This is a genomic window from Mumia xiangluensis, assembly GCF_010994095.1.
Lineage (GTDB): Bacteria > Actinomycetota > Actinomycetes > Propionibacteriales > Nocardioidaceae > Mumia > Mumia xiangluensis.
The window spans coordinates 252,931-270,618 of the sequence record NZ_WJYO01000001.1 but is presented as its reverse complement, the minus strand read 5'-3'; the positions used below and the strand labels follow the sequence as shown (position 1 = coordinate 270,618).

The following is a 17,688-nucleotide window of genomic DNA, read 5'->3' as shown; positions in this document are numbered from 1 at the left end:
TACGTTTCGCCTGATGACCGGTGCCGGGGGGCGAAGGGGTGATCCGGTGGCTGCCGAATCCAGAGAGGTCAGCGCGTACGAACGCGTCGGATGGTTGCTGCGTCAGTGGCGGCTGATGTCGCCCGACGCCGACCTGCGCAAGCTTCAGCCGTTCGCAGAGGTGCTCGCCCAGCACGGGCATCGCGCCGACGCGTCCCGGGTGAGTCGCTGGGAGTCGGGGCGCCTGCGCGTGCCCGAGTCCGTCCTCACGTCGTACGAGGAGATCCTCGGCCTGCCGCGTGCGGGCCTGACGGCGCTGTGCGAAGGCATCGCCCGTTCGTGGGGAGCACGACCGCCCGCGCGCAGCGTCGCCGTCTCCGACGAGATGCTGGCGGCTGCCTTCAGCGCGGTCCAAGGGGCCGCCGTCGAGGGTGTGGACTGGTTCGAGTGGGCCGGCTGCCTCGCCGCGGCGGACGCCGTGCCGGAGTCGCAGGTCGACGCGCTCGACGCGTTGATCCACCAGCTCGTCAGTGAGGCGTCCCGCGCCAACGGGCTCGCGCTCGTCACGCGGTTCGAGGCGCTGCGACGCCTCATCGAGGTCCCGCACCTCCAGGCCCGGACGATGCGCGCCGTCGGCGGTCAGGTGATCGACCCGGACGCCCAGGCCACGCTCGTCCCGGTCGTGCTCATCGCCGACGTGCGCGCGGAGAAGGCGGTCAACACGCTCATCTCGCTGCTGACGCAGCCCTCGGCGCAGCTCCAGCTCGGCGCGACGTGGGGCCTGCACCGCAAGCTGAGCCGCCACGAGGTGACGCCGGCGTCGATGGCTGCGCTCGAGGCGCAGCTCGCCCAGATCATCTTCGACGGCAGCAACGAGGGGGCGCTCCTGCGGATCAGTCCGCTCCTCGAGGTCCTCCCGCAGCCGACGGCAGATCGGCTCCGCGGGCTGCGGCCGCAGCTCTTCCCGACCCGACCCCGAGGAGTCGCCGGCTCCGCGACCAACCGCGCCACGCTGCTGGCCACCGCGGTGCGGGGTGCCACGGCCCGCATCGAGGCGTTCACGGGTCGCGAGGTCGACCCGGTCGGCCGCGCCATCATCGAGGACGCCTACAACGCCACCAGCCACGACGTGCGACACCAGTCCGCACTGGTCCTCGCCCGCAGTCCGTACGCTGCCGCGCTCGGCGAGGTCCTCGTCGAGCAGACCCAGCCCAACCGGTGCTTCGACGGTGCGCCGGGAGTCCTTCCGTACCTCGTGAGCAAGGCGGAGCGGGACTGCCTCATCACGCGGCTCGGTCTTCCGGGCGTCGACCTCCGTCAGACGCTGATCGCCCTCGCGCACGTGCCGGGCGGGCCGGCCCCGGGTGTCGGCGAGCTCGTCGACCACGCGGACCTCGGCGTCGCGGCAGCCGCCCTGTTCGCCGCGGGCATGCAGCAGGACCCGATCCTGTCGGTGCTGGCGAAGGACCGCAGCCGTTCGCCGGGCATGCGTGCGGGTGCCCGGTGGTGGCTCGCCCAGGGCGGTCGCGTCGACGACCTCCGCGTCGTCTGATCCGACCCGGTCACGGGGTAGCCTTCCGCCTGCTGGCATCATGTATGCAACATGTGTGCATCACCGCGCGATCCTGCGCCCTCCGCCTCTGCTTCCGTTCCGACGAAGACGTCTGCGACCGAGCGGACGTACGCGTCGCTCAAGCGCGCCATCCTGGTCGGTGAGCTCCCCGGCGGGGAGGAGCTCGGTGAGGTCGCACTCGCCGAGCGGCTCGGATGCTCCCGTACGCCGGTCCGCGAGGCGTTGCTGCGCCTGCAGACCGAGGGCCTCGTGCGCATCTACCCGAAGAAGGGCGCGATCGTCCTTCCGGTGACCAGTGCCGAGGCGGACTCCGTGTGGGAGGCGCGCGCGCTGGTGGAGCAGTGGGCGGCGCCGCGCGCGTTCCCGGCGGGCGCCCGGATCCGCGCAGACCTCGACGCCCTCGTGGACGCGGCGGAGCAGCACCGCGCCGACGGCGACCTCGCAGGGTTCACCGCTGCCGATCGCCAGTTCCACGAGGTCGTCGTCGACGCTGCGGGCAACGCGCACGTGTCCCGCTTCTACGGCAGCCTCCGGGAGCGCCAGATGATGGTCAACGCCGCTGCGATGGGGATGTCGCCCGAGCGCATGGAGAGTGCCGTACGCGACCACCGCGAGCTGGCGCGCCTGATCGCCGGCGACGACCTCGATGCCTTCGTCGCCGCGGTCGACGCCCACCTCGCCAGCAGCCGGCACGCCGTGCTCGGGTTCGGAGCGCTCGCGTGATCGCGCGCATCTCCCGCCGCCTGGGTCTGCGGCGCGGCCCGTACGCGGTGTGGATCGTCGCGCTCGCGGTCTACGGCCTCGCCGTCTTCCACCGGTCGTCCCTCGCCGTCGCCGGTCTCGATGCCACCGACCGGTTCGGGATCGGCGCGGCTCAGCTGTCGACGTTCGCGGTGCTGCAGCTCGTCGTCTACGCCGGGATGCAGGTGCCGGTCGGCCTCGCGCTCGACCGGTTCGGCCCACGGTCGGTGATCCTCACCGGCGTCGTCACGTTGAGCGCGGCGCAGGTCGTGTTCGCGTTCGCCGAGTCGTACCCGGTCGCGCTCGCCGCCCGGATCGCGGTCGGCGCCGGCGACGCGATGGTGTTCGTGTGCGTGCTGCGCCTGGTCGCGAACTGGTTCGCACCACGCAGGGTCCCGATGATGACGCAGCTCACGGGCATCACCGGCCAGCTCGGCACGATCGTCGCTGCCGTCCCGATGACCTGGGCGCTGCATCACCTCGGGTGGTCGCGTGCCTACCTCGTCACCGCGGCGGTGGGCGTCGTCCTCGCGGTCCTGCTGCTGGTCGTGGTCCACGACGCGCCCGGCTCGCGGCGGCGGCTCGGTCCGCCGCTGGAGCTGCGGGGACTCGGCGGCCGGATCCGGGACGCCTGGGGCGACGACGGCACGAGGCTGGGCTTCTGGACCCATTTCTCCACGCAGTTCAGCGGCACTGTGCTCGCGCTGCTGTGGGGCTACCCGTTCTTCGTCCGCGGCGAGCACACGAGTCCGGCGTTCGCGGCGATGCTGCTCACCGTGCTGACCGTCGCGACCATGGCGGTGGGCCCGATGCTCGGCTGGATCACCGCGCGCCGGCCGTACCACCGGTCGACGACGACCCTCACGATCATCGCGGCGATCGCAGTGACCTGGGCGGTGGTGCTGCTGTGGCCCGGCGACGCGCCCGCATGGCTGCTGGTGGTGCTGGTGGTCGTGACGGCCGTCGGTGGTCCGGCGTCGATCGTCGGCTTCGACTTCGTCCGGACCCTCGGCAGCGCCGAGCGGGCAGGCCTCGCGACCTCGCTCGTGAACACCGGAGGCTTCATCGCCTCGCTGCTGACAATGCTCGCGATCGGCATCGTGCTCGATCTGCTTACCCCGTCCGGCGCCGACGCGTACTCGTCGGGTGCGTTCCGGTGGGCGATGGCGGTGCAGGCGATCCCGTGGGCGGTCGGCTCGACGATGATCCTGCGGCACCGGCGCGCGATCCGCCGCAAGCTCGCCGAGACCGCACCCGAACGCCTCGAGGCGATCCGCCGCGGCGACGCCGTCAGCGTCTGAGCGTCGGCGTCAGCCCGCCGTACGCCGTCCGACCTGCTTCGTCATCAGCGCGACCTTCTTGCCGTCGAGCTGGTCGAGGCGGCCGATCTCGGCGTAGCCGCGGGAGCCGTGGAACGCCAGGGACGCGTCGTTGCGCGGCTCGACGTAGACCTCGAGCGCCATGACGTCGTGGACGCGAGCCCGCTCCTCGAGGACGTTGTAGAGCATCGTGGCGACCCCGCGCCGGCGGAACGCGGGCGCGACGACGACGCGGTCGAGGTAGGCGAAGTCGGTCAGGGTGTCGGCGTACCAGCGGTAGTTGACACTGTCGTACGCCGTGCCGGGCGGCAGCGTGAGCGCGAACCCGGCCACCGCTCCCTCCGCGTCGGCGACGACGACAGCCTGCTCGGCGAACCCAAGGATCTCCTCGAGCCGTGCCATCGTCAGGGAGCCGACGCCCTCGGGTGCACCTTGGTTGAGCGCGAGGACGGCATCGAGGTCGGCGGGGGCGATCCGGCGTACGAGCATGGGCGGAGCCTAACCGCTGAGAGGCGCCCATGGGTGAGAACCCATGGGGCCCTCGGGTCAGGTCGCCGCGAACGTCAGGCCGGCGGCCCGCTCGGAGGCAGCCCACAGACGCGCCGCGAGGTCGAGGTCACGTGCCGTCGACGTCATGCCGACCGGCTTCGGGTGCCCACGGAGCTGGCGGAGGTTCGAGGGGCCGACGTAGGCGCCGCTGGTCAGGCCCGGATCCGTCGCGGCGCGCTCGATGGGCCACGCCCCTGCTGCCGCCGACTGCCCGATGGCACGACTCACCTGGTGGACAGCGATCCCCTGGAAGCTCCGGCCGCCGAGCTGGAGGCCCGACTGCGAGAGGTGGGTCAGCGCGTAGCCGGGATGCGCCGCCACGCTCGTGACGCCGACACCGGCATCACGGGTGCGACGCGCCAGCTCGCGCATGAAGAGCAGGTTGGCCAGCTTGGACTGCGCGTACGCGGACCAGCGGTCGTACTTCGTGATCGGCGCGCCGGGCTCGAGCGAGCGGAAGTCGATCCTGCGGGCGAACGTGTGCATCAACGACGACACGGAGACGACCCGAGCGCGGCTCTCCACGAGCGTGGGCCACAGCCGCGCGGTGAGGGCGAAGTGCCCGAGGTGGTTCGTCGCCATCTGGAGCTCGAACCCCTGGGGCGACGTGCGGTACGGCGCCGCCATGATGCCGGCGTTGTTGACGAGGACGTCGATCCGTCCGAACCGCTCGGCGATCTCGGACGCGGCGGCGGCGACCGAGTCGAGGTCCGCGAGATCGAGGCGTACGCCGAAGGCCTGGGCGTCGTGGACGCCGTGCCGCAGCGCGTTCAACGCCTCCTCGAGGCGGGCGGAGTCACGTCCGGTGGCCACGACGCGCGCTCCGTGGTGGGCGAGCTGGTAGGCGACCTCGGCCCCGAGGCCGCCGGTCACGCCGGTCACCAGCACCGTACGACCGTGGAGGTCGCCGATGTCCTCGGTGGTCCAGCGGGCGCCGCGGCGGTCGGTCACGGCGTGATCGCGATCTCGGCGAGGACGTCGCCGACCAGCGACGAGTCGCCGGTCCACGTGATCGACACCGGCCGCAGGATCTCGCGACCGGCGACGAGGTCGACGAACGTCTCGGTGGTCATGCTCAGGTGTGCGGCAGGGTCGTCCGACGCCCCGTCGTGGAGGCGGCCCCGGCCGTCCTCGCCGACCTCGACGGTCACCGTACGGTTCACCGGGCCGCTGATCTCGAGGACGAGCGCCGTGCCTGTCTCGGCCTTCAGCTTCTTGGCGAGCACGTAGGGGAGCGCCAGCAGGAACCCGCTCACGACGATCACGGCGGCCCGCCCGTCGTAGCCGCCTGGCTGCCCGACAGCGCTCCGGATGTCCTGCTCGTGGACGAACATGTCGATGAGGCGGTTGCGCAGGAGCACCTCGTTGCTCCACGCGATGCCGCCCGGGGTGCCCTCGGCCATCGCCTTCGGGTCGTCCGGGAGCGTCTCGAGCGCGGCCCGCCGAGCGGTGTACGCGGTGCGGAACTCCTCGACGAGCTCCGTCGGCGACATGTCGGCGCGCTGGTCGACGCCGGCCTCCGTGTACGCGGCGCTGACCTCGCCCCCGTTGCTCGCGGCGCCGCTGGGGCCGCCACGACCGGTCCCGGCGAGCTCGGACTCGAGTGCGGCCAGATGGGCGACGACGTCGCGCACGGTCCACCCCGGGCACCCGGTGGGTGCCGTCCACGCGTCGGTGGGGAGGCCGTCCAGAAGTGAGAGGGTTCGTTCGGCCGACTCCGCCCAGCCAGCGACGTACAACGAGAGATCCATGCGCGGCAGCCTAGGGGACGCCGTGGTCCCTGCGCCCCTGCCCTCCTACGATCGTCCCCGTTCACCGAGGCAATCGACGATGCGGTGGACCGGCCGCGTTGCTACGTTCGCTGCATCCCCCCTCTCGTGCTGGGAGGCGGACGACATGGTGCGACGATGCCTGGCCGCGTTGGCGCTGGGGCTGCTGCTCCTCGCCGGCTGCGAAGGCGCCGGTGACGGCGACGGTGACGGTGACGGCAACGGCGGCAACGGCGGCAACGGTGGCAACGGTGCACCGGCCTCTCCGGTCGACGTACCGAGCATCCCCGATCCCGGCCAGCCGATCGACGACATCCGCGACGGGATCACCGGCGTGTGGGAGGACGCGTGTGGTGGCGACCTCTGCGTGAACCTCGTCTGGGAGGACGGCACCTGCTTCCAGGGCTTCGACCCGTCGAGCGGCCAGGTCGACGAGGGCTCGACCGTGACGGTGAAGGCGGACGACTCGTGCGGCGGCGAGGAGACCGAGGAGACGGAGACGCCGGAGGAGACCGACGACGGCGGCGAGACCTCCGATGGCAGCACCGGAGACTGATGCCGAGGAGGGGAGCGAGACCCTCGACGTCTCGCGGCTGACGCGGATCCTGGCCCAGGTCGTCGCGCCGGTCACGGTCCTCACCGGGCTGCTGTTCTTCTTCGGCTGGTCGCGTGCGACGGCGCTGTTCGGCTACTTCGGCCTGAACCCGACCGTGCTGGGGCTCAGCACGACCGACTACCTCCTCGGTGCGCAGGACGGACTCTTCGTCCCGGTCGCCGTGGTCGCACTCGTGGGCCTGGCCGGCAGCTGGTGCGCGCTCGTCGTGCCCGGGCCGTTCCGCTGGCTGCTCGCGCGCACATGGCTGCCGCCCGTCGCCATCGTGGTCGGGCTCCTGCTGCTGGCGAACGGTCTGCTCGGCCTCTTCGGCCGGGCGGTGCTCGACGGCGTGGCGGTCGCGCCGCTGTGCCTCATCGGCGGTGTGCTCGTGCTCGCCTTCGTGGTCCGCGGCCGCGTCCCCCGCCGTACGACTGCGCAGCGGCGGGCACGTGCGGTCGAGCTCGTCGTGCTGTTCGTCATCGTCGCGCTCGGCCTGTTCTGGGCGACCGCCGACTACTCCGCCGCCGTCGGCCGGGAGCGGGCCCGGCAGATCGTCGAGGGGCTCGGCACCGCCCCGTCGGTCGTGCTCTTCAGCGCCCAGAGCCTGGGCATCCCCGCCGACGAGGTGGACCTCACGGTCTGCACGTCCGTGGACCCGGCCTACCGCGTCCGCTACGCCGGGCTCGTCCTCCTCCTCCAGGCCGGCGACCAGTACGTCCTCCTTCCCCAGTCGTGGACCCACGAGACAGGGAGCGCCTTCCTGGTGCCGCGCAGCGACGCCGTGCGCCTCGACGTCCGCCCCGCGGACTCGGTCGGCGAGCTCGCCGGCACCTGCTGAGGCAGTCGAGCGCGAAGGTCATCGCCTACGCTGACCGGCATGAGTCGCCTGCGTCGCCGCCTGTTCATCGTCGCCGGCACGGTCGCGCTGTCGGGCACGCTCGTGGTCGCGACCGCGAACGCCGTCGTGGTGAAGCGGACAGACGACCAGGTCACCGACGACCCCGACACCCTGCCGCACGCGCAGGTCGCGATCGTGCCGGGGTCGTGGGTCCTCCCCGACGGCCGGCTCGGTGCGGTCGTCCAGCAGCGCGTCGACGCCGCGGTCGCGCTCTATCGCGCGGGGACGGTCGACAAGGTCCTCGTGTCCGGGGACAACCGCACCCACGCGTACAACGAGCCGGACGCGATGCGCGATGCCGTCCTCGGCGCGGGTGTGCCGCCCGACGACGTCTTCACCGACTACGCCGGCCGCAGCACGTGGCACACGATGCGCCGCGCCCGCGACGTCTTCCGCGTCGAGAGCGCCGTCGTCGTCACGCAGGACTTCCACGTCGCGCGCGCCGTGGACCTCGGTCGCGCCGCCGGCATGGAGGTCCGGGGTCTCGCCGTCGGCGACGCGAACCGCCTCCGGGTCAGCGCGCGCGAGGTGCTCGCCCGCGTCCGCGGCTTCGGCGAGGCGACGCTCCGCCCGGACGTCCTGCTCGGCCCCGAGATCCCCATCACCGGCGACGGCCGCGCCTCTTGGGCCAAGCCCTGACGGCCGACGTCGATCAGGCGACGTCGCGGCGCCGTACGAGGACGAGCACGAGGACCACGAGCCCGACGCAGTACGCCGTCACCGTCACCAGCGCCTGCCCGCCCGAGAGCACGTCGAGGATCCCGGGAGTCTCGTTCGGGTTGGCCGAGACGTCGATGAGCGCGCCGACGAGCGAGCCCCCCGCGGTCCCCGGGAGGACCTCGGTCACCGCCTCGACGGGGCCGAGCAGCGCGCCGACCCCGCGGAGGAGGTTCTCGACGACCAGGGCCCAGACCAGGCCGAGGCCGACCGCCAGGGCCGGGCCACGGGCCACGGTCCCGAGGGTGTATCCGAGCAGCGCCCACATCTCGAGCACCAGGAAGCCGCCACCGAACGACTCGAGCAGCGCCCCGGCTGCGGGCCACGTGACCGCCTGGGACTCCACACCCGCGACGACCAGCGAGACGCCGGTGAACAGCACCAGGGTCAGCGCGAGGATGCCGACGACGGCAATGGTGAGGGCGACGAGCGAGCCACCCACCGTGGTCGGCCGCGACGGACCCTGGGTGAAGACCGTCTTCCACGTCCCCCAGCCGTAGCCGTTGCCGGCCACGATCGCGCCGAGCACCAGGGCCAGCGCGCCGCCGAACATCGGCAGTCCCTGGACGAGCACGGTCGGGAGCGCGGCCGGGAGCATCTCGACGAGCAGCTGCGCCCGGGTGTCGCCGTCGCCGGCGAAGCTGAGGTCACCCGTCCGGTAGGAGAGGTAGGGGAACAGGTAGCCGAACATCAGGGCTAGCGCGACCCATACGGCCACGGTCACCCACACGGCGGGCCACTTGCGCAGGCGGAGCAGCTCCGCCCGCGTGCTTCGCGTCATCGGGTTGTCGATCACTGCGGTCATGAGACTCTCGCTTCCGTCGGCACAGCGTTGGTCGGTGCGGTGGTGGTCATCTCGAAGAAGACCTCTTCGAGGCTGCGCTCGGTGGGGGACACCTCATGGACGTCGACGCCCGCGGTGACCAGGTCGCGGACGAGCGCGGGTGCGGCCGACGCCGGGAGCCCGAGCTCGAGGCCGTGCGGGGTCCGGCGTACGGCGTCCTCGCCAGCAACACGCATCGCGACCGCGATCGCCGCATCCTCCGGCGTCGCGCGAACCCGCAACGTGGCCTCGCCACGCAGCTCGTCGACCCGCGCCTCGCGCAGCAGCCGGCCGCCGTTGATGACACCGACACGGTCGCAGATCTCCTGGACCTCGGCCAGGAGGTGGCTCGAGAGCAGCACGGTCTGCCCGCCGCGCGCGAGCGACACCACGAGGGCACGCATGTCGGCCATGCCGGCCGGGTCGAGACCGTTCGTCGGCTCGTCGAGCACGATCAGCTCCGGCTCGCCCATGAGCGCAGAGGCGACACCGAGCCGCTGCTTCATGCCGAGCGAGTACGCCTTGAACCTGTCGCCCGCACGGTCGGTGAGGTCGACGCGGGCCAGTGCGGCATCGACCGCGTCGTCGCCGAGGCCGCGGTAGCGGGCCATCGTCCGCAGGTTGTCGCGCCCGGACAGGTACGGGAAGAACCCCGGCCCCTCCACGAGCGCCCCCACCCTGGCGATCACGTCGGGGCGACCGGCAGGCCGGCCCAGGACGCTCGCCGTGCCGGCCGTGGGCCGGATCAGTCCGAGCATCATCCGCAGGGTCGTCGTCTTGCCGGCCCCGTTCGGGCCGAGGAATCCGTAGACCTCGCCCCGCCGTACGGTCATGCTGACCGAGTCCACGGCGAGTCGTTCGCCGTACCTCTTGGTCAGCCCGTCTGTCTGTACCACCAGATCGTCCATGACCTCCACGGTCGTCGCCGCGGCGCCACCAGTCGTCCGCCCTGACGCGGCTCCTGCGTACGCGGATCTGCGTACGGAGGAGCCTCGCGTGGTCGTACGCCGCAGTGCTCGGTGCGGTCTATCCTCGGCCCGTGAGCGACCGACGCACCGACCTGGTCCACGCTCCCGGCTGGTGGCCGTGGACCGTGGTGATCGTCGTGCTGCTCGGCACGGTCGCGTCCAACCGGGAGTTGGGTTCCAGCCACGGCGAGGTCGTCGGAGCCACTCTCACTGCCGTGCTCGCCGTCCTTCCCGCCGTCCTCCCTTGGCGTGCGGACGTCGCGCTCGCGGCGAGCGGGGTCTGCACGGCCGTCTACCTCGGGGCGGGCTTCGCGGACGGGCCGATCTTCTTGGCGCTCCCGACCGTGACGTTCGTGGTCGCGGTGCGCGCCACGTCGCACCGCTGGGTGCCCTGGGCCGTCGGCGCCGCCTTCGTCGCCGCGGTCTCGCTCGTCATCCGGATGCTCGCCACCGACGGGCAGCGGACGCAGGAGGTGTGGCAGGCCATCGGGCTGCTCGCCGTGGTCGCCGCGGCCGGTGCAGTCGCCACCGCCGTGAGCCAGCTGCAGTCCTCGCGCGTCGACCGCAGCGCCCGCGCTGCGACCGAGGAGCGGCTGCGGATGGCGCAGGACCTGCACGACGGGGTCGGCCACGGCCTCGCGGTGATCGCGATGCAGGCGGGGGTCGCTCTGCACGTGCTCGACCGCGATCCGGCGAAGGCACGCGAGAGCATCGAGGCGATCCGCGCGACGAGCCGTGAGTCGCTCGACGCGCTGCGTGCCGAGCTCGGGCGGATGTCCGGCACCGAGGCCGTACGCCGACCCGCACGGGGGATCGACGACCTCGACGCGCTGCTCGACCGGGTCCGCGCAGGCGGGCTGGAGGTCGTGAGGACCGGCGACCTGGACGACGTCGACGACCGTCGCGGCGAGGTCGTGTACGCGGTCGTGCAGGAGGCACTGACCAACGTCCTGCGGCACGCAGGCGCGACCCGGGCCGTGGTCGCCTTCGCCCGCATCGACCGCGCGCTCGAGGTGACGGTGAGCGACGACGGGCGCGGTGGACCGTCCTCCGGCCAGGATGAGGGCATGGGCATCACGGGCATGCGCGCACGCGTCGGTGAGGTCGGCGGCGTGCTCGACGTGGGTCCGGCCGGCGGCGCGGGCTTCCGCGTCCGCGCGACGCTGCCGGAGGAGCCGTGATCCGGGTCGCGCTCGTCGACGACCAGCCGCTCGTCCGGATGGGACTCGCGACCCTGATCGACGCCGAGGACGGGCTCGAGCTCGTCGGCTCGGCCGCGGACGGGCGCGAAGGGCTCGCGCTGATCCGCCGGACGACACCCGACGTGGTGCTGTGCGACATCCGGATGCCGGTGCTCGACGGGCTCGCGCTGCTCGCGGAGGTCAACGGCGACGCCGCGCTGGACGGCGTACGCATCGTGATGCTCACGACCTTCGAGCTCGACGAGTACGTCTTCGAGGCGCTGCGGCACGGGGCCAGCGGGTTCCTGCTCAAGGACGCGGAGCCGGCGGCGCTGCTCGACGGCATCCGCGTCGTGGCCGCGGGCGGGTCCCTGCTCGCCCCGTCGGTGACGCGCACGGTGATCGAGCGGTTCAGCGGCTCGTCCGCCGCGGCCCGCCCGCACCCGCGGCTCGACGACCTCACCGAGAGGGAGCGCGAGATCCTCGGCTGGGTCGCGACCGGCCGCTCCAACTCCGAGATCGCCGACGCGCTCGTGGTCAGTCCGGACACGGTCCGCACGCACGTCAGCCGCGCGATGGTGAAGCTCCACGCGCGCGACCGGGCGCAGCTCGTGGTGTTCGCGATCGAGTCCGGCCTGCGGGCTGACGGATAACCGGATGACGGTCGTCGCCGTCCCGCGTACGGTGTCGCGCATGAGTACGACTCCCGCGCTGGCTCGCGCGTGCACTCTCGTGGTGCGCCCCCGCCGAGCCTGACGGCGCGTCCTTCTTCCTCCGCGCCGTCCTCCGGATGCCCTCGCACCCGGCAGCGCGTCGAACGACCCACGTCCGGGTGCTCCTCTCCTCTCCGGTTGGAGCGCTCTCTTGCGATCACGCACACCGCACGGCGGCCGGCACGAGCTCGGCCAGAACTTCCTCCACCACCGTCCGACGATCGACCGGATCGTCGCGCTCGTCCGTGCCACCGACGGGCCGATCCTCGAGATCGGCTGCGGCGACGGCGCTCTCACGTACCCGCTCGCGCGCCTGGGCCGCGAGCTGGCCGCGGTCGACCTCGACCGGCGGCGCGTCGAGCGGCTCCGGTCCCGGCTGCCGTCCGTCACGGTGCGTCACGCGGACGCGCTCGACGTCCGGCTCGATCGTCCCGTGGTGGTCGGCAACGTCCCGTTCCACCTCACCACACCGATTCTCCGGCGCCTGCTCAGATCGCCCGGCTGGCGCCACGGCATCCTCCTGACGCAGTGGGAGGTGGCACGGAAGCGAGCCGGGGTCGGCGGGAGCACGATGATGACGGCGCAGAGCGCCCCGTGGTTCGAGTTCCGGCTGCACCAGCGCGTGCCCGCCCGGCACTTCAGGCCCGTGCCGAGTGTCGACGGCGGGATCCTCGTCGTCGAGCGCCGAGGACGCCCGCTCGTCCCCGCACGCCAGCGAGCGCCGTACGAAGCGTTCGTCAAGGCGGCCTTCACCGGCCGCGGCTCGGGTCTGGAGCAGATCCTCGTCCGGGCAAGCGGGTCACACACCGGTGAGGTGCGGCACGCACTGCGAGCCGCAGGAGTGACACGTGATGCCCTGCCGAGGGACCTCACGCCTCAGCAGTGGGCGTCGCTGTGGTCGGTGGTCGGGCCGCGGGCACCCGTGCCTAGGCTTCAAGGGTGAGCGAGAAGCGTCGTGCCCGTGTGAGGGCGCCCGAGCTGGTAGGCCGCGGTTGGCTGAACACGGGTGGGGAGGACCTCGACCTCGGGCTGCTCCGCGGCCGGTTCGTCGTCCTGGACTTCTGGACGTCAGGGTGCATCAACTGCCTGCACGTCCTCGACGAGATGCGCCCGCTGGAGGAGAAGTACGCCGACGCGCTGGTCGTCGTCAGCGTGCACTCGCCGAAGTTCGCCCACGAGGCCGATGCCGACGCGCTCGCCTCCGCGGTGGCGCGCAACGGCATCACGCACGCGGTGCTCGACGACCCGGAGCTCACCACCTGGCAGGCGTACACCGCGCGTGCCTGGCCGACGCTGGTGCTGATCGATCCTGAGGGCTACGTCATCGCGCAGTACGCCGGTGAGGGGCACGTCCACGCCATCGACGCGCTGCTGGGCGAGGTGATGGGGGAGTACGAGGCCCGCGGCACGTTGACGCGGGGCCGCTCCCCGTACGTCGCTCCCGTCCCAGAGGCGGGAGACCTCCGCTTCCCGGCGACCGCGATCCGGCTCGAGTCAGGGTCTGTGCTGGTTGCTGATGCGGGGAGCGGGAGTCTCGTCGAGCTCTCGCTCGCGTCGGGGACTGAGCTCTCGCTCGCGTCGGGGACTGAGCTCTCGCTCGCGTCGGGGACTGAGCTCTCGCTCGCGTCGGGGACTGAGCTGGACGGCGACACCGTCGTGCGGCGGTACGAGGGCTTCCGCGAGCCCAACGGCCTGGTCCTCCTGCCCGAGCACGTGCGGGAGGCGGCAGCGTACGACGTCGTCGTCGCCGACACCCTCGCCCATCAGCTCGTCGGACTACGTCTCGCGGACGGTGAGACTCAGGTCCTGGCCGGCGACGGACGCCAGTGGATGCAGGGCGACGGGACCACGTCGCTGTCCTCCCCGTGGGACGTCGCCTGGTGGCGTGACCGGGTATGGATCGCGATGGCCGGCATCCATCAGCTCTGGACGTACGACCCGGCGACCGGCGACGTCGAGGTGGTCGCGGGCACGACCAACGAAGGGCTGGTCGACGGGCCGCTTGCGCAGGCGTGGTTCTCGCAGCCGTCGCGTCTCGCGCCCGACGGCGACACGTTGTGGCTCGCCGACCCGGAGGCGAGCGCGCTGCGGCGCATCGTCGAGCGGGACGCCGGTCTCGTCGTCGAGACGGTGATCGGGAAGGGCCTGTTCGACTTCGGGTTCGTGGACGGACCCGCCGCCGACGCGCTGCTGCAGCATCCTCTCGGGCTGGCCGCGCTGCCGGACGGCTCGGTGGCGATCGCGGACACCTACAACGGCGCCGTACGCCGCTACGACCCTCGTACCGAGATCGTGAGCACGCTCGCCACCGGTCTCGCGGAGCCGTCGGGCCTGCTCCTCGACGGCGACGTGCTGCTGGTCGTCGAGTCGGCGGCGCACCGGCTGACGCGGGTGGCGCTGGGCGCGTCGGCGCGGGCCACCGGGACGAGCCACACCACGGGACGACCGACGACCGAGGTCCGCGGCGGCGAGGTCGAGCTCTCGATCGCGTTCACGCCGCCGCCCGGCCAGCACCTCGATGAGCGGTACGGCCCCGCGACCCGCCTCGTCGTCACCTCGACGCCGCCGGCGCTGATCCGTGAGGGAGAAGGCCGCGGGACCGGCCTCGTACGACGTCTCGTCCTCGACCCGGCCGTCGGTGACGGTGTCCTCCACGTGGCGGCGATGGCGGCCTCGTGCGACGACGGCGACGAGGTCGGTGCAGCGTGCCACGTCCACCAGCAGGACTGGGGAGTGCCGGTCCGCCTGACCGACGACGGCGCCGCCCGCATCGACCTGCCGCTCGGCGGGGCGAGCTAGGCCCGTCGACGGCGGGGTTCGCCGCCGCTCACCACGGCACCGTCCCGTGGGCGTCGACGAAGGTGCCCGACGCGGCGTCCTCGGGAAGCGTGGCCGCGGCGGCGACCACCTCGGCCGCGACCTCGGAGGGCGTGGGTGCCTGCTGGCGGTTGCCGGGAGCGAGATCGGTCTGAACCCATCCGGGGCACACGGAGGTGACCTTGACCGGGGTCTGCGCCAACGCCTTGGCCAGCGCGACCGTGACGTTGTTCAGCGCGGCCTTCGACGCCCGGTAGGCCGGCACCATCATCGGGTAGTACGGAGACTCGGGGTCGGACTGGTCGGTCAGCGACCCCATCGTGCTCGAGACGTTCACGATCCGGCCGGCCGTGCTCTCGCGCAGCAACGGCAGGAAGGCGGAGGAGACGGCGACGGGCCCGAACACGTTGGTGGCGAAGGTCTTCTCGAACATCGCGACGTCCATGTCGCTCCCCGGTTCGGCCTCGGTCGCCTCGGGGAGGATGCCAGCGTTGTTGACCAGCACGTCGAGGTGGCCGAACCGTTCGCTGACGTCCGCCACCGCTGACCGGATCTGGGTCGGGTCGGTGACGTCCAGGGCGAGGCTGCTGGCGGAGTGACCTTCCTCAGCCAGGCGCTGCGCCGCTTCCTCGCCGGCCGCAGGGTTGCGCGAGGCCACGATCACGTGGTGGTCGTGCTTCGCGAGGAGGCGTGCGGTGGCGAAGCCGATCCCCCTGTTGGCGCCGGTGATGAGCGCAACCTTCATGGACGACGTCCTTTCGGAGAGGTGGGCGCCGCGGCCCTGGTCTATCGCGGCGCGACCTCCATCCCAGCATCGGCAGGCATGGCCTGCTGGCGGCAATCGGACGCCGCGTTTCCTGCGTCGGACGACGGCGGACTAGGCTCGCCGCGGTCGCCTCAGGAACCACACGAGCAGCGCCGCGAGGGCTCCGACGACGACACCGCCGACACCGATGGCCAGGGCGCCCAGCGACAGCGCGAGCACCCCGAGGACCTGCGGCTGCTTGCCGGTGCCCCAGGTCGCGTCGGCCAGCCGCGGGTCCGTCGACTCGCACGACAGGGTCGCGGGAACGCCTGCCCAGTCGCTCGTGCTGTCGGTGGCCGAGAGGGCGACCAGGTGCCAGTCGCCGACCGACGCGGACTGGTTGCGGAACGCCGGCACCTCGATCACCGCTCCGCCCTGAGGCAGAAGGTCGCACGTGACGCCGAGATCGGCTCCGGTGCTGCCGGCAGGGACGTCCGCCTCGACCCACACGGCGAACCGGTTGACCGGCACGTTGAGTGACCCGTCCGGCGGCAGCGACGTCACCTCGGCGTTCCGGGCGACGCCGACGGCCGCGAGGCCGAGCAGCACCGCCCCGACGATGCCGATCACCGCCAGGGCAAGCCCGACTCCGTACCACGCGCGCGACGGCATGACCCGAGGGTAGGCCGTGCACGCCCGGACGAGGGAACCCGCCGGTCGATGGTGGACTCTTCTGGGTGTGAGCAGCCTTGATGGACCCCGTCGCGACTCGCACACCGACCGTGGGACGTGGGACGAGCTCCGGGCGGGGAGCGAGCGCGCGTTCGCTGCGCTGTTCGCGCGGTACGGCGACGAGGTCTACAACTTCGCCTTCCGGCGGGTGGCGTGCTGGGCGACCGCCGACGACGTCACTCAGGCCACGTTCCTGGCGTTGTGGCGCCGGGTGCGGGTCGGCAGGGTCGAGGAGCTGCGGGGCGAGTCGGCGCGCGGGGTCCTGCTCGCGATGGCGTCGAAGGAGTGCGCCAACGCGCTGCGTGGCACGCGTCGGCTCGCAGCCCTGAGGCGCAAGGTCCCGGTCGACGAGGTGAGCCGAGACCACGCCGACGCGGTCGCGGCCGACGTCGACAGCGAGCGCCGGATGCGTCAGATCCGGGCTGTCGTGGACCGCCTTCCCGCTGGGCAGCGCGCGGTCGTCGAGCTCGTGTGGTGGTCCGGCTGCTCGATGCAGGAGACCGCGGACGCGCTCGACGTCCCGGTCGGAACCGTCAAGTCCCGCCTCGCCCGCGCCCGTGCGCGCCTCGGCGAGCAGCCCGTGATCGTGCGACGAGAGGAACTGGCATGAGGATCGACCTTCCGCCCGAGCGGTTGCTCCCGGACAAGGACGAGCGTGTCGCGCGGATCCTCGCCACGTCCCCGCCGCGTCGTCGCAGCACGCCGGCGCTGCGCTGGGCAGCGCCGGTCGCGGCATCCGTGGCCGCGGCGACCGTGATCGGCCTCAGCCTCGGCTACGCCGGGGACGACCCGGTCGGCACACCGCCGTCGGTGCCGTCGGTCGCGGCCCCGTCGGTGGCCTCTGGGCAGCCGGCCGACGTCGAGCTCTGGATCCGCGACCTGCCACCCGATCAGGCTGCTGCGGTCGCCACGGAGTGCGTGACCTCGATCGGCCGCAGCGCGACCATCGTCGCGTCAGAGGTGCTCTCGGCCCAGGTCCAGCGATCGCTGCTCCGGGGCCGCGCCGCCACGGCGATCGTCATCGTGAAGGACTCGGAGACTGGCGAGACGCTTGGGTGCGAGGCCACCCTGACGAAGGCGGGCGCCCTCCGTGCCGTCGACGGTGTCGCCAGCATGGGCGGGCGCGGCAGCAAGTCGGCCGACAACCACACTGATGCGACGCATCCGGCGATCCCGACCGACGGACCGGGCGGCTACGCCGTCGGCAGCAACGGTGCCACGTACGAGGTCGACGAGCGGGTCGCCGCCGTCCGTCAGCGCTTCGTCGTCGACGGCGTGCCTGGCCCGTGGCACGTGGCCCGCGCGGTCGGCCGCTACGTGTTCGTCCAGGCGCGGGTCGCGCCGACCGCGCTCCGAGGAGCGCACGCGCTCTCGCTCGAGACGCAGGTCGTCGGCCACGACGGCACCCTGCTGGACGCTCCGGGGGACCAGGAGGACGGTGGCGGGATCACCCGCAGTCCCGGCACGACTCGTACCGACGACCGCGGTTGGGACCTCTGCCAGCTCGCGACGTCCGCCGCCGGCCCCTCCACCTGCCTCCCGTGACGGGCGTTCGTCGCTACGAAAGGA

Annotated in this window: 19 protein-coding genes; 12 read left to right on the top strand and 7 right to left on the bottom strand. The window is 72.6% G+C overall.

All coding sequences use genetic code 11. From position 1 onward, the window contains the following. Positions 1 to 46 precede the first annotated feature (46 nt). The 3 genes from GH747_RS01200 to GH747_RS01190 are packed head-to-tail and all read left to right on the top strand — an operon-like array spanning position 47 to position 3,594. The gene (locus GH747_RS01200) at positions 47 to 1,531 is read left to right on the top strand and encodes a hypothetical protein (protein ID WP_149767505.1); all 1,485 of its coding nucleotides are present in this window, start codon (positions 47 to 49) and stop codon (positions 1,529 to 1,531) included. 51 nt (positions 1,532 to 1,582) lie between these two features. Continuing rightward, positions 1,583 to 2,275: a GntR family transcriptional regulator gene (locus GH747_RS01195; RefSeq protein ID WP_149767503.1), complete on the top strand. Its 693-nt coding sequence runs from the start codon at positions 1,583 to 1,585 to the stop codon at positions 2,273 to 2,275. After that, positions 2,272 to 3,594, top strand: a complete 1,323-nt coding sequence (locus GH747_RS01190) for an MFS transporter (protein WP_228552722.1) — start codon at positions 2,272 to 2,274, stop codon at positions 3,592 to 3,594. Before GH747_RS01195 ends, GH747_RS01190 begins: the two co-directional genes overlap by 4 nt. A 9-nt stretch (positions 3,595 to 3,603) precedes the next feature. Here GH747_RS01190 and GH747_RS01185 read toward each other — a convergent pair whose 3' ends face one another. The 3 genes from GH747_RS01185 to GH747_RS01175 are packed head-to-tail and all read right to left on the bottom strand — an operon-like array spanning position 3,604 to position 5,912. Next, on the bottom strand, positions 3,604 to 4,101 hold the full coding sequence (locus GH747_RS01185) for a GNAT family N-acetyltransferase (protein WP_149767501.1): 498 nt from the start codon (positions 4,099 to 4,101) through the stop codon (positions 3,604 to 3,606). Between the two features lie 57 nt (positions 4,102 to 4,158). Beyond that, positions 4,159 to 5,112 carry an oxidoreductase gene (locus tag GH747_RS01180; protein ID WP_149767499.1) on the bottom strand — a complete coding sequence of 318 codons (954 nt, stop codon included), beginning with the start codon at positions 5,110 to 5,112 and terminating at the stop codon, positions 4,159 to 4,161. Next, on the bottom strand, positions 5,109 to 5,912 hold the full coding sequence (locus GH747_RS01175) for a maleylpyruvate isomerase family mycothiol-dependent enzyme (protein ID WP_149767497.1): 804 nt from the start codon (positions 5,910 to 5,912) through the stop codon (positions 5,109 to 5,111). Before GH747_RS01175 ends, GH747_RS01180 begins: the two co-directional genes overlap by 4 nt. 145 nt (positions 5,913 to 6,057) lie before the next feature. Between GH747_RS01175 and GH747_RS01170 the strand changes: the two genes are divergently transcribed. From GH747_RS01170 to GH747_RS01160, 3 genes are read left to right on the top strand one after another with little or no spacing between them, the layout of a single operon-like run. Further along, positions 6,058 to 6,486 (top strand): hypothetical protein, encoded by a 429-nt coding sequence (locus GH747_RS01170; RefSeq protein WP_149767496.1) that lies wholly within the window; start codon positions 6,058 to 6,060, stop codon positions 6,484 to 6,486. Next, complete coding sequence (locus GH747_RS01165) at positions 6,467 to 7,363, top strand: hypothetical protein (RefSeq protein ID WP_149767494.1); 897 nt, start codon at positions 6,467 to 6,469, stop codon at positions 7,361 to 7,363. The genes GH747_RS01170 and GH747_RS01165 overlap by 20 nt, the downstream gene beginning before the upstream one ends. A 39-nt stretch (positions 7,364 to 7,402) precedes the next feature. Beyond that, positions 7,403 to 8,062: a SanA/YdcF family protein gene (locus tag GH747_RS01160; RefSeq protein ID WP_149767492.1), complete on the top strand. Its 660-nt coding sequence runs from the start codon at positions 7,403 to 7,405 to the stop codon at positions 8,060 to 8,062. 13 nt (positions 8,063 to 8,075) lie between these two features. Here the strand turns inward: GH747_RS01160 and GH747_RS01155 are convergent, their stop codons facing one another. Then, on the bottom strand, positions 8,076 to 8,945 hold the full coding sequence (locus tag GH747_RS01155) for an ABC transporter permease (RefSeq protein ID WP_149767491.1): 870 nt from the start codon (positions 8,943 to 8,945) through the stop codon (positions 8,076 to 8,078). Then, a complete protein-coding gene (locus GH747_RS01150) occupies positions 8,942 to 9,871 on the bottom strand; it encodes an ATP-binding cassette domain-containing protein (RefSeq protein ID WP_149767489.1) in 930 nt (309 codons plus the stop codon). Before GH747_RS01150 ends, GH747_RS01155 begins: the two co-directional genes overlap by 4 nt. A gap of 131 nt (positions 9,872 to 10,002) precedes the next feature. On the opposite strand from GH747_RS01150, the gene GH747_RS01145 reads away from it, so the two are divergent. The 4 genes from GH747_RS01145 to GH747_RS01130 all read left to right on the top strand — a co-directional run bounded on the left by GH747_RS01145 (position 10,003) and on the right by GH747_RS01130 (position 14,624). Continuing rightward, a complete protein-coding gene (locus tag GH747_RS01145; RefSeq protein ID WP_149767487.1) occupies positions 10,003 to 11,112 on the top strand; it encodes a sensor histidine kinase in 1,110 nt (369 codons plus the stop codon). Then, a complete protein-coding gene (locus GH747_RS01140; RefSeq protein WP_149767486.1) occupies positions 11,109 to 11,765 on the top strand; it encodes a response regulator in 657 nt (218 codons plus the stop codon). Before GH747_RS01145 ends, GH747_RS01140 begins: the two co-directional genes overlap by 4 nt. A gap of 211 nt (positions 11,766 to 11,976) precedes the next feature. After that, complete coding sequence (gene erm, locus GH747_RS01135) at positions 11,977 to 12,768, top strand: 23S ribosomal RNA methyltransferase Erm (protein WP_149767484.1); 792 nt, start codon at positions 11,977 to 11,979, stop codon at positions 12,766 to 12,768. Beyond that, positions 12,765 to 14,624: a thioredoxin-like domain-containing protein gene (locus GH747_RS01130; RefSeq protein ID WP_149767482.1), complete on the top strand. Its 1,860-nt coding sequence runs from the start codon at positions 12,765 to 12,767 to the stop codon at positions 14,622 to 14,624. Before erm ends, GH747_RS01130 begins: the two co-directional genes overlap by 4 nt. Positions 14,625 to 14,652: 28 nt before the next feature. On the opposite strand, the gene GH747_RS01125 is transcribed toward GH747_RS01130, so the two are convergent. Next, positions 14,653 to 15,387, bottom strand: a complete 735-nt coding sequence (locus GH747_RS01125; RefSeq protein ID WP_149767480.1) for an SDR family oxidoreductase — start codon at positions 15,385 to 15,387, stop codon at positions 14,653 to 14,655. 132 nt (positions 15,388 to 15,519) lie between these two features. Continuing rightward, entirely contained in the window at positions 15,520 to 16,059 is a 540-nt protein-coding gene (locus GH747_RS01120; protein WP_149767478.1) for a hypothetical protein, read from the bottom strand. Positions 16,060 to 16,126: 67 nt separating this feature from the next. Between GH747_RS01120 and GH747_RS01115 the strand changes: the two genes are divergently transcribed. Next, on the top strand, positions 16,127 to 16,729 hold the full coding sequence (locus GH747_RS01115) for an RNA polymerase sigma factor (RefSeq protein ID WP_149767476.1): 603 nt from the start codon (positions 16,127 to 16,129) through the stop codon (positions 16,727 to 16,729). Next, positions 16,726 to 17,664: a hypothetical protein gene (locus tag GH747_RS01110; protein WP_149767474.1), complete on the top strand. Its 939-nt coding sequence runs from the start codon at positions 16,726 to 16,728 to the stop codon at positions 17,662 to 17,664. The genes GH747_RS01115 and GH747_RS01110 overlap by 4 nt, the downstream gene beginning before the upstream one ends. Positions 17,665 to 17,688 lie beyond the last annotated feature (24 nt).